This window comes from Bacteroides hominis (assembly GCF_033042785.2).
Taxonomy (GTDB): Bacteria; Bacteroidota; Bacteroidia; order Bacteroidales; family Bacteroidaceae; genus Bacteroides; species Bacteroides hominis.
Window position 1 is genome coordinate 4,351,099 of record NZ_CP178829.1, and the last position, 13,254, is coordinate 4,364,352.

General features: G+C 42.9%; 13 protein-coding genes and 2 tRNA genes. 7 read left to right on the forward strand and 8 right to left on the reverse strand.

Going from position 1 to position 13,254, the window contains the following annotated elements; all coding sequences use genetic code 11:
* Positions 1–29: 29 nt before the first annotated feature.
* Together R3O62_RS18425 and R3O62_RS18430 are read left to right on the forward strand one after the other, a co-directional pair.
* Entirely contained in the window at positions 30–341 is a 312-nt protein-coding gene (locus tag R3O62_RS18425) for a DUF4248 domain-containing protein (protein WP_005780047.1), read from the forward strand.
* A 508-nt stretch (positions 342–849) separates the two neighbouring features.
* Complete coding sequence (locus tag R3O62_RS18430; protein WP_005780050.1) at positions 850–1,470, forward strand: hypothetical protein; 621 nt, start codon at positions 850–852, stop codon at positions 1,468–1,470.
* Between the two features lie 250 nt (positions 1,471–1,720).
* Here R3O62_RS18430 and R3O62_RS18435 read toward each other — a convergent pair whose 3' ends face one another.
* The 8 genes from R3O62_RS18435 to hisH all read right to left on the reverse strand — a co-directional run bounded on the left by R3O62_RS18435 (position 1,721) and on the right by hisH (position 8,627).
* Positions 1,721–2,200, reverse strand: a complete 480-nt coding sequence (locus R3O62_RS18435; RefSeq protein WP_005807003.1) for a ferritin — start codon at positions 2,198–2,200, stop codon at positions 1,721–1,723.
* A gap of 70 nt (positions 2,201–2,270) precedes the next feature.
* Positions 2,271–3,434: a diaminopimelate decarboxylase gene (lysA, locus tag R3O62_RS18440; protein WP_032535803.1), complete on the reverse strand. Its 1,164-nt coding sequence runs from the start codon at positions 3,432–3,434 to the stop codon at positions 2,271–2,273.
* 142 nt (positions 3,435–3,576) lie between these two features.
* Positions 3,577–4,896: an aspartate kinase gene (locus R3O62_RS18445; RefSeq protein WP_005807007.1), complete on the reverse strand. Its 1,320-nt coding sequence runs from the start codon at positions 4,894–4,896 to the stop codon at positions 3,577–3,579.
* A gap of 31 nt (positions 4,897–4,927) precedes the next feature.
* Positions 4,928–5,626, reverse strand: coding sequence for a cell division ATP-binding protein FtsE (locus R3O62_RS18450; RefSeq protein ID WP_005780058.1), 699 nt, complete (start codon positions 5,624–5,626; stop codon positions 4,928–4,930).
* Positions 5,611–6,222: a bifunctional phosphoribosyl-AMP cyclohydrolase/phosphoribosyl-ATP diphosphatase HisIE gene (hisIE, locus tag R3O62_RS18455; protein WP_005780060.1), complete on the reverse strand. Its 612-nt coding sequence runs from the start codon at positions 6,220–6,222 to the stop codon at positions 5,611–5,613. The genes R3O62_RS18450 and hisIE overlap by 16 nt, the downstream gene beginning before the upstream one ends.
* 184 nt (positions 6,223–6,406) lie before the next feature.
* Positions 6,407–7,159 carry an imidazole glycerol phosphate synthase subunit HisF gene (gene hisF / locus R3O62_RS18460; RefSeq protein ID WP_005807011.1) on the reverse strand — a complete coding sequence of 251 codons (753 nt, stop codon included), beginning with the start codon at positions 7,157–7,159 and terminating at the stop codon, positions 6,407–6,409.
* Between the two features lie 118 nt (positions 7,160–7,277).
* Positions 7,278–7,997 (reverse strand): 1-(5-phosphoribosyl)-5-[(5-phosphoribosylamino)methylideneamino]imidazole-4-carboxamide isomerase, encoded by a 720-nt coding sequence (gene hisA, locus R3O62_RS18465; protein ID WP_022011221.1) that lies wholly within the window; start codon positions 7,995–7,997, stop codon positions 7,278–7,280.
* A gap of 39 nt (positions 7,998–8,036) precedes the next feature.
* Positions 8,037–8,627: an imidazole glycerol phosphate synthase subunit HisH gene (hisH, locus tag R3O62_RS18470; protein WP_005780065.1), complete on the reverse strand. Its 591-nt coding sequence runs from the start codon at positions 8,625–8,627 to the stop codon at positions 8,037–8,039.
* A gap of 349 nt (positions 8,628–8,976) precedes the next feature.
* Here hisH and R3O62_RS18475 point away from each other — a divergent pair.
* The 5 genes from R3O62_RS18475 to R3O62_RS18495 all read left to right on the forward strand — a co-directional run bounded on the left by R3O62_RS18475 (position 8,977) and on the right by R3O62_RS18495 (position 13,131).
* Positions 8,977–9,050 (forward strand) — tRNA-Asp (locus tag R3O62_RS18475).
* 32 nt (positions 9,051–9,082) lie between these two features.
* A tRNA-Asp gene (locus R3O62_RS18480) sits at positions 9,083–9,156 on the forward strand.
* A gap of 243 nt (positions 9,157–9,399) precedes the next feature.
* Positions 9,400–10,626 (forward strand): site-specific integrase, encoded by a 1,227-nt coding sequence (locus R3O62_RS18485; RefSeq protein WP_250708359.1) that lies wholly within the window; start codon positions 9,400–9,402, stop codon positions 10,624–10,626.
* A gap of 122 nt (positions 10,627–10,748) precedes the next feature.
* On the forward strand, positions 10,749–12,377 hold the full coding sequence (gene dgt / locus R3O62_RS18490; protein ID WP_269110037.1) for a dGTP triphosphohydrolase: 1,629 nt from the start codon (positions 10,749–10,751) through the stop codon (positions 12,375–12,377).
* Entirely contained in the window at positions 12,361–13,131 is a 771-nt protein-coding gene (locus R3O62_RS18495) for a hypothetical protein (RefSeq protein WP_005807254.1), read from the forward strand. The genes dgt and R3O62_RS18495 overlap by 17 nt, the downstream gene beginning before the upstream one ends.
* Positions 13,132–13,254: the final 123 nt, after the last annotated feature.

Sequence of the window (13,254 nt, forward strand, 5' to 3'; positions counted from 1 at the left end):
AATTATAAACATTTAAATGATTTAAAAACATGAACAATCAACACCCAAACTGGCTACTCGAAGGATTCCATCCGATATCCACCGTAGCCGTCGCTTATTTTCCGGACTTACAGGCCAACAGTTCAGCAATCCGCCGCTTCCGCAGCGAAATACAGAAGCACCCCCGACTTGCCCGGGAACTGGCGGAAGCGGAATACCACCCGCACACCCTGATGCTTTCTCCCAGACAAATCAGTATCATCATCCGGCATTGGGGCATGCCGGACGAAGCAGGATTATTGATCACCCGAAACCCGGAATTGAGGGAGACTCTGCTCAATCGTGACCGGAAATTCGACTGATATATTCATATATCTTTTTTTGTTAGTATTTATTATATGGCCCACCTGATATTTTTGAAGGGTGACAAGACACCGCATAAACATCTGTGAACCAAACAATAAGAGGCAGAGAAAAGGTGGCTCCGGCACTGGCCCACCTATGGAGGACGAAACGGGGAGGAAACGGAGCCTCAAACGCAGGCAAACAGAGCCTCCGTCACAGGCCGACAGAGGCTCTGCCGGAGAGAAACGGAGCCTCTGTAGCCACCCTCCCCAGCCTATCCCCCCCGAAAAACAAACAGGAAGCAACAGAGAATGACTTGTTCCAACCAATCAGAACCCGTTTTTTGGAGAGAGGGCGAAGGGAGGGTACTTTTGCGGAGAGTTCACCACAGAGTAGCACAGAGCGACACAAAGTTTTTGTTTCTTTTTGATAACCGGTACACTTGAAAAAATATTTTCTCTATGTTACTCTGTGTTACTCTGTGGTGAGAAATCAGATTAGAAATCCATTAAAAACAAAACTGCCATGAAAACACCAACTGTCGAAATGCTGAAAAAAGGCTATATCGTCATCCCAAAATCTCTGTTAGAAAACTATTTCGCCACTCACGGACAAACAGAGGGGCGATTCGAAGCCCTGATACGGGTATTGATGAACGTCAACTACTCGGATACGGAGTGCGACTCGTGCGGACAGCACTTCATCTGCCACCGCGGAGAATCACCCCACAGCCTGCTCCACTGGGCGAGCCTGCTGGGCTGGAAACGCACGCAAACCCGGCACTTCTTCAATGCAATGATCAAAGAAGGCATCATCGAGCGACTACCCTCTCCCAACGGAATGATGCGGATACGAGTCAACAACTACGACTTATGGACGGGGAAGCTGAAAGCGTATGAAACGGGAAACAGTTCGTCGGACCGGAGTTTCCACCTCTTCTGGGAAAAGTATCACGAGATGACGCAAACAGCCAAAGTAAACATCGGACGTGCAAGGCGCGAATGGAAAAAGCTGAGCGAACCCGAACGACAGGCAGCCATCGAAAGCGTGGAGGAATACTATTGTCACTTGAATGACACACGGTTCTGCAAACAAGCAGCGATGTATCTGGCGGATAAAGCGTTTCTGAATGAATATGAAATGTAAGGTACACGCGCGCGTACATTATATATAAACGAATCAGGGTTCACCACAGATTTCACAGATTAACACAGATTTAAATTTAAAAGGGGAACACCGAAAAATAGAACCGGAACTATGAGAGAAATCAATCGCTCACCACAGAGTACACGGAGTACACAGAGTTTTAATGCTAATGAACGGAGTTCACCACAGATTACACAGATTTATCTATTTCTCAATCTGTGTTAATCTGTGTAATCTGTGGTGAACAACCTTATCGCTGACCGAGCTGAGAGTCGATAAAGAAAATACCGGAATCACCGGCTCTCTTAATCTTATCGATAATGCCCTGTGCAGTAGCTTCTTCTTCTACCTGTTCGCGAACGAATCCCCAAAGGAAATCCTGAGTCGCTTTATCTTTTTCGGCTGCGGCCATGTCGACCAATGCATCCACTAATTTCGATACATGGCGTTCGTGCTCAAAGACGTGTTCAAACACTTCGAGGGGAGTACCCCAACCGGTAGGAACAACATCTACCTTATCTACTTTGGCCGTACCGCCACGTTTAATAATATATTCGGCCATGGCATAAGCATGCCCCATCTCTTCTTGAGATTGCTTCTTCATCCAATGTGCAAAACCGCTAAAACCTTCTCTTTCAAAATAGAAAGACATAGACAAATACAGATTAGAAGACCACATCTCGGCTGTAATCTGTTCGTTAATTGCATTCTGTAATTTCTCTGAAATCATAATCGTATTCATTTTAAGTTATTAAAATCACTACAAAAATAACAATTTTAAAAGATAGATTGTTCGGAGATTACACTAATTCCTCCGAAGTATAGCCCTTCGGTAATTCACGGCAGTTATAGCCGGAAGCCATAATCTCGCCATAAGCACCGGCGGAACGAAGGGCAATCAAGTCGCCACGCTTCACCTTATTCAGATCGACGGCTTTGCCAAAAACGTCGGACGACTCACAGATGGGACCTACCACGTCGTAGGTTTCAACTGTCGTATCCTCGGAAGTCAGGTTCTCCATCTTGTGATGGGCCTGATAGAGTGCCGGACGAATCAGGTCGGTCATACCGGCATCGAGAATAGCAAACTGCTTGTTGGTGCCTTGCTTGACATAAAGCACCTTGGAGATCAGCGAACCGCATTGTCCCGTGATGGCACGCCCCAGTTCGAAATGTAAAGTCTGGTGCGGACGAAGTTTCAGATGTTCATCGTACGTACGGAAGTAGTCGGCAAAGTCCGGAATGGCCTGACGATTGGGGTGATCGTAATCAATGCCCAGTCCGCCGCCTACGTTGATATGTTCCACGAGGATGTGACGGGCTTCGAGCTTATCCTGCAACTCGTTGACACGGTTGCAAAGCGCAATGAAATCCCCCATATCGAGAATCTGCGAACCGATGTGGAAATGAAGGCCGATAAACTTCACGTTCTCCATGCCCAAAGCCACGTCGATCACCTTATCCATATCGTGCATGCTGATGCCGAATTTGTTTTCGGCCAGCCCGGTAGTGATATTGGCATGGGTATGCGCACCGACATTGGGGTTGATGCGGAAAGCAACGTTGGCTACTTTAGCCTTGGCAGCGGCCAGTTCGTTGATGACTTCCAATTCAGGAACCGACTCGACGTTGAAACAGAAAATATCGTAATCGAGTCCCAGGTTGATCTCCCAATCAGCTTTGCCTACACCGGCAAAGACGATCTTCCCGGCAGGAAAACCGGCTTTGATGGCAGCACGGATTTCACCTCCGCTGACACAGTCGGCACCCAGTCCGCTTTCGCGGATGATGGTCAGTACCTTGGAATTGGCATTGGCCTTGACGGCATAGTGTACACTGAAGTTGTCGTAACGTGCCACCTCACGGTTGACGCACGCCAGCGTGTCGCGAAGCACCTTTGTATCATAATAATAAAAAGGGGTCTGCAACTCGCGGAATTTATGAATGGGGAATACAGTTTTCATGTTGAAAAGTGACTAATGAGGTTTAAGTTGGAATCACCACAGATTACACGGATTTTCACAGATTAACAATTTATCTCGTTGATATTTCGAGATTAAAAGTTCTGTGTTAATCTGTGCAATCTGTGGTGAACCTAATTCATTTCTATTTGCCGTTGAACAGCATATCGCTGAGCGACTGCAAAGCAACCTTCTTGTCGCACTCACGAATCAGGAAGGAAATATTATAGTTGCTACCGCCAAACGAAATCATACGCACGGGAATGTCGCGCATAGCATCGAGCGCTTTGGCTTCGAAACCTACGTTCTCCCACTCCAGGTCGCCTACGACGCAGATGATACACATGTCTTTGTCGACTGTAACGGTACCGTATTTCTTCAGGTCGTCCAGGATTTCGTTGAGGTGCTTGGTATTGTCGACAGATACGGAAACTCCTACCTCCGACGTACAGATCATATCGATGGAAGTCTGGTAGCTCTCGAAGATCTCGAACACCTTGCGGAGGAAACCGTGAGCAAGCAGCATACGGCTCGACTTGATCTTGATAGCAGTAATATTGTCTTTGGCAGCTACTGCTTTGATCTTACCTTTTTCCGTATCGTTGGAGATCAGTGTGCCCGGCGCAAGAGGGTCCATGGTGTTCAGCAGGCGGACCGGAATGTTGGCATATTTGGCAGGCTGAATACAGGTGGGGTGCAGAATCTTGGCACCGAAGTAGGCCAACTCGGCAGCTTCTTCAAAATGCAGCTGGCGCACCGGTGCTGTTTTGTCGACAATGCGCGGGTCATTGTTGTGCATACCGTCGATATCGGTCCAGATCTGGATTTCGGAAGCACGGATAGCGGCACCGATCAGTGAAGCGGTATAGTCGCTTCCACCACGCTGCAAGTTGTCAATCTCGCCATAAGCATTGCGGCAGATGAAGCCTTGGGTGATGTAAATTTCAGCATCCGGATAGAGTTCCAGTTGTGCTTGAAGTTTATCTTTAATATAGATAGGATCGGGTTCCGCATTCTTATCTGTACGCATATACTCCAAAGCCGGAAGCAATACGGATTTCACGCCACACTCCTGCAAGTAGTAGTTGACCATAGCGGTAGAGATCAGCTCGCCCTGTGCCAGCACCACTTTCTCTTCGAACAGGGTGAAGAGGTCTTTGGTGTACGAACGGATATAGTCGAAATGAGATTTTATGATCTCCAACCCTTTCTGTTTATACTCCTCAGTAGCGTAAAGCTCGTCAACATGCTGTTTATATTTAGCCTCCAGCTTATTGATAATCTCGTTGGCACCTTCCGGATTCTTCTTGTACAGATAGTCGGAAATCTCCACCAATGTGTTTGTTGTGCCCGACATAGCCGAGAGGACAACAATCTTTCTTTCACCATCGGTAATCAATTTGGCCACTTCCTTCATCCGCTGTGCAGAGCCTACGGAAGTTCCTCCAAACTTTAAAACTTTCATTTTCGTTACTGTGTTAAAATTAGTATGTATATTAATTATTTTCTCTTTTCACAAATTCGTCCGTCACATTGACAATGCGGTGTTCGGCACACCGGTATACCTGTCCGGGATATTCGGTAACCAACTGGAGATTATGGGTGGTCATCACTACCAATGATCCCGCCTGACAGATGTTGTGCAGCAGTTCGACAATGGCCTTTCCAGTCTCCACATCGAGGTTCCCGGTAGGCTCGTCCGCTAAGATAATCTCCGGCGAGTTGAGCACGGCACGCGCTATCACGATGCGTTGCTGCTCGCCACCCGAAAGTTCATTAGGCAGTTTATAGCCCTTATTCTCCATCCCGACAAGGTTGAGCACCTCAGCGATGCGCTCCCTGATCTCTTGTTTATTCTTCCACCCAGTAGCGCGAAGCACGAATTCAAGGTTGTCGTTCACTGTACGGTCGGTGAGGAGTTGGAAATCCTGAAAGACAATGCCCAGCTTGCGCCGCAACTGCGGAATGTGCTTGCGTTTGATGGATGTCATCCGGTAACCAAGCACTTCGGCTTCGCCGGAAGCCACATCAAGCTCACCATAGAAGGTCTTGAGCAGACTGGTCTTGCCGGAGCCTACTTTACCCACCAGGTAAACGAACTCACCTTTGTGCAGTTGCAGATTGACATCGCTCAGCACACAGAGTTCCTGCTGATGTATCTCTACGTCGGTATAGTGAATCAGTGTTTCGTCCATGAGTCGCTATGTCTTATCTGCAATTCGCGTGCCAGATCTTCGATGCGGTATCCTTTGGAAGTCAACAATACAATCAGGTGATAGATCAGATCGGAACCTTCGTAGATCAGACGGTCGTCTGTGCCGTTGGTGGCTTCGATCACGGTTTCTACCGCCTCTTCACCTACCTTCTGGGCAATCTTGTTGATACCGGACTCGAACAGGCTGGTGGTATAGGACTTCTCGGGCATCTCTTCGTGACGTCTGTCAATGAAATCCTGCAGCAACTTGAGGAACATGACAGGTTCTTCGTTCTTCTCTCCCCAACAAGTATCAGTTCCGGTATGGCATACCGGACCGACCGGATTTACCTGAATCAGCAGAGTGTCTTTGTCACAATCTTCTTTGATAGACACGACATTCAGAAAGTTACCGCTCTCTTCGCCTTTAGTCCACAAACGGTTCTTGGTACGGCTGAAAAAGGTTACTTTCCCGGTTTCAACAGTTTTCTCGTAAGCCTCCTTGTTCATGAAGCCAAGCATCAGCACCTTGCGGGTGTCGTTGTCTTGTATGATAGCCGGAACGAGTCCGTTCATTTTATCAAAATCTAAATCCATGGTTCTTATTTATTATAGTTTTGATTTGGGTTCACCACAGAGGACACGGAGGACACAGAGTTTTAATCTCTTGTTTATTAGGATGTCTAAGAGAAAAATATTCTCTGTGTCCTCTGTGTTACTCTGTGGTGAACTTGATTCGTTTCTACACAGTTTTTTAATCTTCAACCTCAGCTCGCGCTTTCTACCTGACGGTAATTCCCTGGCCGCAAAGATACGATTTTAATTCGGGAATTTTAATTTCTCCGAAGTGAAAAACACTGGCTGCCAGTGCGGCATCTGCTTTACCAAGTGTAAAAGCATCGCGGAAGTGCTCCATCCGGCCTGCTCCGCCCGATGCGATAACGGGTATGGAGAGTTGGGAAGCCAGCTCCGCCAGGGCTTCATTGGCGTATCCGGTCTTCACTCCATCGTGGTTCATACTGGTAAACAGCACTTCACCGGCTCCGCGCTCCTGAGCTTCTTTGGTCCACGTCATCAGTTCTTTGTCAGTCTCGATACGCCCACCGTTGAGATAACACTTCCATCCGTTTCCGGTCTGTCTGGCATCTACAGCAAGCACACATACCTGTGACCCGAAATGCTTGGCAATATCGTCTATCAGCTGCGGATTGCGAATGGCGGAAGAGTTAATGGAAATTTTGTCGGCACCGGCATTAAGCAGGCGGTCTACGTCACTCAGTTCGTTGATCCCTCCCCCAACGGTAAAAGGAATACTGATATTGGCAGCAATCCGCCGGACCAGTTCGGCAAAAGTCTTACGCCCTTCATGACTGGCGGTAATATCAAGAAACACCAGTTCGTCGGCTCCCTGCTCGCTATAGGCACGCCCCAATTCTACCGGATCACCGGCCTGGCGGAGGTTTACGAAATTCGTCCCTTTCACGGTCTGCCCGTCTTTGATATCGAGACAAGGTATAATTCTTTTTGCTAACACGATTCTATATTTACGATTTTACGTTTGATTAATGGTTGACCACAAAATTACGCAGAACTCCAAAGAGTGCAACGATTAGAGAAAACAGAACTCTGTAAAACTCCGCATTACCCTGTGGTTAAATAAATGCCTGAAGCTCTTTAAGAGTGATACGCCCCTCGTAAAGAGCCTTGCCGAAAATGACGGCAGGCACCCCAGCTTCGTGCAACGCTTCAATGTCGGCCACACTGCTCACTCCACCACTGGCTATCAAATAAAGGGTGGGATGCTCTGTCAGTATCTCCTTATATAGTTCGAGGGAAGGTCCGGCCAGCATACCGTCACAACTGATGTCGGTACAGATCACCTTTTCAACGCCCTTTTTCGTATAATCTTTTAGAAAAGGGAAAAGTTCACAGTCACTTTCGTCCTTCCAACCGTTGACAGCTATCTTATGATCTTTGACATCGGCGCCCAGAATGATTTTTTCACTGCCGTAACGGTCTATCCAACGACAAAACACATCAGGGTTCCTGACGGCTATACTGCCGCCGGTAACCATCTGCGCCCCGTTCTCAAAAGCGATTATCAGGTCTTCGTCGCTCTTCAGCCCACCGCCGAAATCGATAATCAGCGAAGTGCGGCTGGCTATCAGGTCGAGTGTCCGGTAGTTGACCACATGATGTGAAGCAGCACCATCCAGATCCACAACGTGCAGACGCCGGATACCATTGGCCTCAAACTCCTTGGCAACCTCCACCGGGTTTTCATTATATACCTTTTTGCTATCATAATCTCCCTGGGAAAGGCGTACACACTTTCCGTCGATAATATCAATGGCCGGAATTAATTCTATCATCTGTCTGTTCTCAATTAACGGTTTAAACTTCCGGGGGAATCAGAGCTCCAGGAAATTCTTTATAATTCTCTCACCCGCCACCCCACTTTTTTCGGGATGAAACTGGGTGGCATAGAAGTTATCTTTATGCAAAGCGGCACTGAAAGGGTGGATATAATCGGTCTCGGCAGCCGTAAACTCACTGACGGGTACATAATAACTATGTACGAAATAAACAAATTCATCACGGGTGAATCCTTTGAACAAGTCACTCTTCAACTGACCGATGGTATTCCATCCCATGTGGGGTACCTTATCCTCGTGTTTCCGGGGCACAAAACGTTTCACGTCGGTATCGAAAATCCCAAGGCAACCGACGTTCCCCTCTTCGGAGAAACGACACATCAGCTGCATGCCCAGACAAATGCCCAATACCGGCTGGCGGAGTTCTTTAATGAAACGGTCCATACCACTCTCTTTGAGATGAAGCATAGTAGTCTCAGCCTCCCCCACCCCGGGAAAGATCACTTTATCAGCGGCTTTCAACACCTCTTTGTCAGAGGTAATCACCGCTTCCACTCCCAGGCGTTTCAATGCATAGTCCACAGAACGGATGTTACCTGCATTATATTTGATAACTGCTACTTTCATTTTAATGTACTACATTTAGTCCGCAAAAATAACGAATTATTGCAAAACCACGAAAAATCGGAGCAAGAAGTTTGAATTAAAAGATAGATTTATAACAGATAGAAAGATTTTCGGCATATAAAACGAATAAGTATTATCCGAAAGGGAAAACAGAAGGAAAACAGGAGACCAATTACACTATTATTTTTTCACACTTTTTTTTCAAACTAAATGACTTAAAAATGAGGAACTAAGCCAAAACCGCTTCATTTTTTTCAAAAAACTTTTCGTTCAGCTATTGCAGGTTTCGGAAAAATGCCTACCTTTGCAACCGCAATCGAGAGAGATAGCGATTAAGAAATGAAATACTGGTGCGTTAGTTCAGTTGGTTAGAATACATGCCTGTCACGCATGGGGTCACGGGTTCGAGTCCCGTACGCACCGCATCTCAAATCTTAATAAAAAAAAATAAAATTGGTGCGTTAGTTCAGTTGGTTAGAATACATGCCTGTCACGCATGGGGTCACGGGTTCGAGTCCCGTACGCACCGCGAAAGCAAATAGCAAAATTAAGCAAAGCTCTGAAATTCAAGGATTTCAGAGCTTTTTCTTTTTCTGCGCTTCGGCAAAAAATAGTGGTTTTAAGCAGTTCTCACGTGGCTTATTCGTGGGACTTTTTGAAAGCTGTTTTTGCTCCCACGAATTGACGCATTTGTCTTTGATTGTCAGCTTTTTGCGTAGCTGGTTTTTGAGTGTAGCAAACTAATTTTGTACCACTTAAAAAACAAAGAATTATGGGAGCAGTGAAAAGAAACACACTAAGCGTATTGTTCATCATCAAGAAAGCGAAACTTCTGAAAAACGGTGAAGCTCCTATCTGTATGCGCATCACCGTAAACAAGCGAGTAGCCGAAGTTATGATTAAACGGAGCATTCCCATCGATTTATGGAATCAGAAAAAGGAATGTTCCAAAGGAAAAGACCGTGTAGCCGCAGAATTAAACCACTATATCAATACGGTTCGTGCCAAAGTATTGCAGATACACCGTGAACTGGAAATAGACAACAAACCGATAACAGCCGATATAATAAAGGATTGTTTCTACGGACGGGATAAGGTACAGCGCAGCTTGCTGGAAGTGTATGCAGAGCATAACGAAAAATGTCGTGCCCTGATTGGCAAAGAATATACGGAAAGCACAGTTACCAAGTTTGATACTTCCATAAACCGCCTGAAAGAATATATTCGCAGTAATTACCACCGTGATGATATAATGTTGGCAGAACTGGATGGACAGTTTATCCGTGACTTTGATTTTTGGCTGAAAACAGAGAAGCATTGCCAAAACAATTCCGCATTGAAACATTTGAAGAACTTGAAAAAAGTTGTTCGTATTGCTTTGGCTAACGACTGGATAAAGAAAGACCCGTTTTACGGCATCCACTTCAAGCAGGAGGAAGTAAATGTAGAGTTCCTCTCACGTGAGGAACTGGATATTCTCATGAACAAGGAATTTACTATCAAACGATTGGAGCAGGTAAGGGACATTTTTGTTTTTTGCTGTTTCACCGCACTTGCTTTCGTGGATGTACAACAGTTAAGCCGTGAACACCTAATAAAAGACAATAACGGTGCTTTGTGGATACGCAAGGCACGACAGAAAACCAGTCAGATGTGTAACATTCCTGTTTTGTCTATTCCTCAAAGGATATTGAGGAAATATGAAGATAATATAGAGTGTATAAAGAAAGGTGTACTTTTGCCTGTAATCAGTAATCAGCGCATGAATGCCTACTTAAAAGAAATCGCTGATTTATGCGGCATTACCAAGCGCCTAACTACGCATGTTGCATGCCATACTGCGGCTACCGTAGTTTTTCTCGCCAATGATGTATCAATGGAAAATGTATCTAAGATTTTGGGACATTCCAATATCAGAATGACACAGCATTATGCAAAAGTTTTAGATAGCTCTATCATGCGAGATATGGTGAACGTAGAGAAATGCTTTGGTTGTTAATGAAAAAAAGATTAGATGTCTTGGATATTCACACAAAAAACAGTATTTTTGTCATTGGTGGAATAATATTCCTAATAAAATACGGATTATCTATGCTAAAAGTATATTCTATTTATTAAAATATGAATTGGAAAAATGATTTACTAAGTACTCAGAGACTTAGACCATCACGGGTTGATAACCAACGTGCTGTTTTATCTGAAAATACAGACAATCGAAATCCATTTGAAAGCGATTTTGGGCGTGTTATATTTAGTTCTGCCTCTAGGCGATTGCATGACAAAACCCAGGTATTCCCTTTGACGTCAGATGATAATATTCACTCACGTTTAACACATTCAATGGAAGTGATGAATATTGGTTTGTCTTTCGCTATATATCTAAGTGGCAATGACGAGTTTAAGAAAAAGACGCAATTAACTAGTGAGGAAATTTTGCGTAAGATAGATCCTATATTGAAAACATCTTGCTTGGTTCACGACATTGGAAATCCCCCATTTGGACATTTTGGAGAACAGGTTATACAAAATTACTTCTCAGAATTGTTTAAAGATATTAAATGCGGAATTGAAAATGAAAATATAGGCAGTTCTTTAAGTAAATATGTTATTAAGGGAGTTAGGTATACAAACTATATTGGGAAGTGGGAAAAAGACACTGGGAAGGACATTAACACAAGAAGAAAACAAAAAAAGGAATATGGTTTTAAAACATTTCTAAATAATAAAAATTTAATTCAAGATTATGTTGAATTTGATGGGAATGCAGAAGGATTTAGAATTCTTACCAAGCTCCAATATTTAGGTGATTTATTTGGACTAAACCTTACATGCTCTACCTTGGCTTCTACCTTAAAATACCCTAATTATGGCATTCCTATAAAAACAGAAGATGAAAATGATAAAATAAGTCTTCATAAACATGGAGTTTTTTTTACAGAAAGAAAAACTTTAGATGATATAGCTAAATATTGTAAATTGGAACAGTCAAATGGTATGTATAAGCGCCATCCATTAGCGTTTTTGATGGAAGCAGCAGATTCTATTTGCTATTTAGTGATGGATCTTGAAGACGCTAATCAAAAACAATGGTTAACCTTGAATGACGTAAAAGACAAGATTGCTAATGACCCTTATATATCAGATGAAATAAAAGAGAAGCTAGACGATAATTTGCGAACAACACAAGGAGATAATATTTCATCTAAGAAAGAATGGGTTAGCTATCGGACTATCTTATTAACTCACTTAATGGGAGTTGCTACTAAAAACTTCGTTCAAAATTTGGAGCAGATAGAGGAGGGAACATATAATAAGGAGTTGATCGAAGATAACGATGGAATTGCAAAAGCCTTAAAAGATTTTTCAAAGAAGAAGATATTATCTAAGAGAGAGATAACTTCCTTAGAAATAACTGGTGATGCAGTAATTGTTGGGATATTAAATTCGTATATAAGACTTCTATTTCATACAGATAAAAATTATCGTGATAGAGGGAAATCTCTATTCTCCCGTTCTATATTTATGACTGTTTTACATGAGCATTGGGAAGAGTATTGTGCAGATGAAGATTTTGAAAATAAATATGGAAAAGATATAAAAATAGACGATTTAGATAAACTATATGATAAATTTGATGTTTGTGATTTTACGGTAGAGGAACGATTCCGTCTTATTCGTGATTTCGTTGCTTGTATGACTGATAAATTTGCATTAGATCATTATCAAAAAATAAGTGGACAGCGAATATAATAATATAAAACAAAAAATCGACCAGCAAGCATATTCTTTTAAAATATATTTGAAAGAGTTTTTGTTGGATCAAAAAACGTGGGAATTATTGAATTTAATTGCTTTGCAGACGGATATTTATATATTTAGTGGAGTAATTCGAAATTTTCTATTAGGATATTTAGAAAATCGTGATTTAGATATTGTAGTCCGAAATATAGATAAATTGATTTTACCAAAAAAATATTGGAATCATATACAACTTGAAAAAAATAGTTTTGGTGGATATAAAGTTAAAATCGGACAACTAACTGTTGATGCTTGGGATATTAAAAATACGTGGGGAGTTCAAAAGTTACAACTAAGAGATACCCCTTATAGCTTGATCAATACTGCGTTTTTCAATTTTTCAGCTATTACATATGATTATAATAGAGAGAAATTTATTTACGATAAACATTTTCTGCAATTTTATAAAAATCATGCTATGGATATTGTTTTTGATGAGAATCCTAATATCCCTTTGTGCATTTTAAATACTATATATTATAGTTTTAAATATGATTTTCCAATAAAATATTGTCTATGCAAATGGATTGTGCAACATTATCGAAAAAATTTTGATTTTCAGAAAGTTCAAATACGACATTTCAAGCATGTATTCATTTCTGATAACCAGATTGTTAAGTTTATCAATATATGCAGTGAAGTGTTGCCACGAATGGGAGAAGACAAAAAAAATAGTGTTTTAATAATTAAAAATCATCCAGTTTGATTTTTTCAAATTAGGCTAAAACATTAACAAAGGTAAGCTCCGTATTCCGTCCGTGCAAGCCCAAGCCCTACGGGTTTGCACAGACGGACTACTACACTGATAGAGTTAATGTTCTTAGTCAGT

Coding starts and splice junctions, on each gene's coding strand:
- R3O62_RS18425 (WP_005780047.1), top strand. CDS start 30: ATGAACAATCAACACCCAAACTGGCTACTCGAAGGATTCCATCCGATA.
- R3O62_RS18430 (WP_005780050.1), top strand. CDS start 850: ATGAAAACACCAACTGTCGAAATGCTGAAAAAAGGCTATATCGTCATC.
- R3O62_RS18435 (WP_005807003.1), bottom strand. CDS start 2,200: ATGATTTCAGAGAAATTACAGAATGCAATTAACGAACAGATTACAGCC.
- lysA (WP_032535803.1), bottom strand. CDS start 3,434: ATGAAAACTGTATTCCCCATTCATAAATTCCGCGAGTTGCAGACCCCT.
- R3O62_RS18445 (WP_005807007.1), bottom strand. CDS start 4,896: ATGAAAGTTTTAAAGTTTGGAGGAACTTCCGTAGGCTCTGCACAGCGG.
- R3O62_RS18450 (WP_005780058.1), bottom strand. CDS start 5,626: ATGGACGAAACACTGATTCACTATACCGACGTAGAGATACATCAGCAG.
- hisIE (WP_005780060.1), bottom strand. CDS start 6,222: ATGGATTTAGATTTTGATAAAATGAACGGACTCGTTCCGGCTATCATA.
- hisA (WP_022011221.1), bottom strand. CDS start 7,997: ATGATAGAATTAATTCCGGCCATTGATATTATCGACGGAAAGTGTGTA.
- hisH (WP_005780065.1), bottom strand. CDS start 8,627: ATGAAAGTAGCAGTTATCAAATATAATGCAGGTAACATCCGTTCTGTG.
- R3O62_RS18485 (WP_250708359.1), top strand. CDS start 9,400: ATGGGAGCAGTGAAAAGAAACACACTAAGCGTATTGTTCATCATCAAG.
- dgt (WP_269110037.1), top strand. CDS start 10,749: ATGAATTGGAAAAATGATTTACTAAGTACTCAGAGACTTAGACCATCA.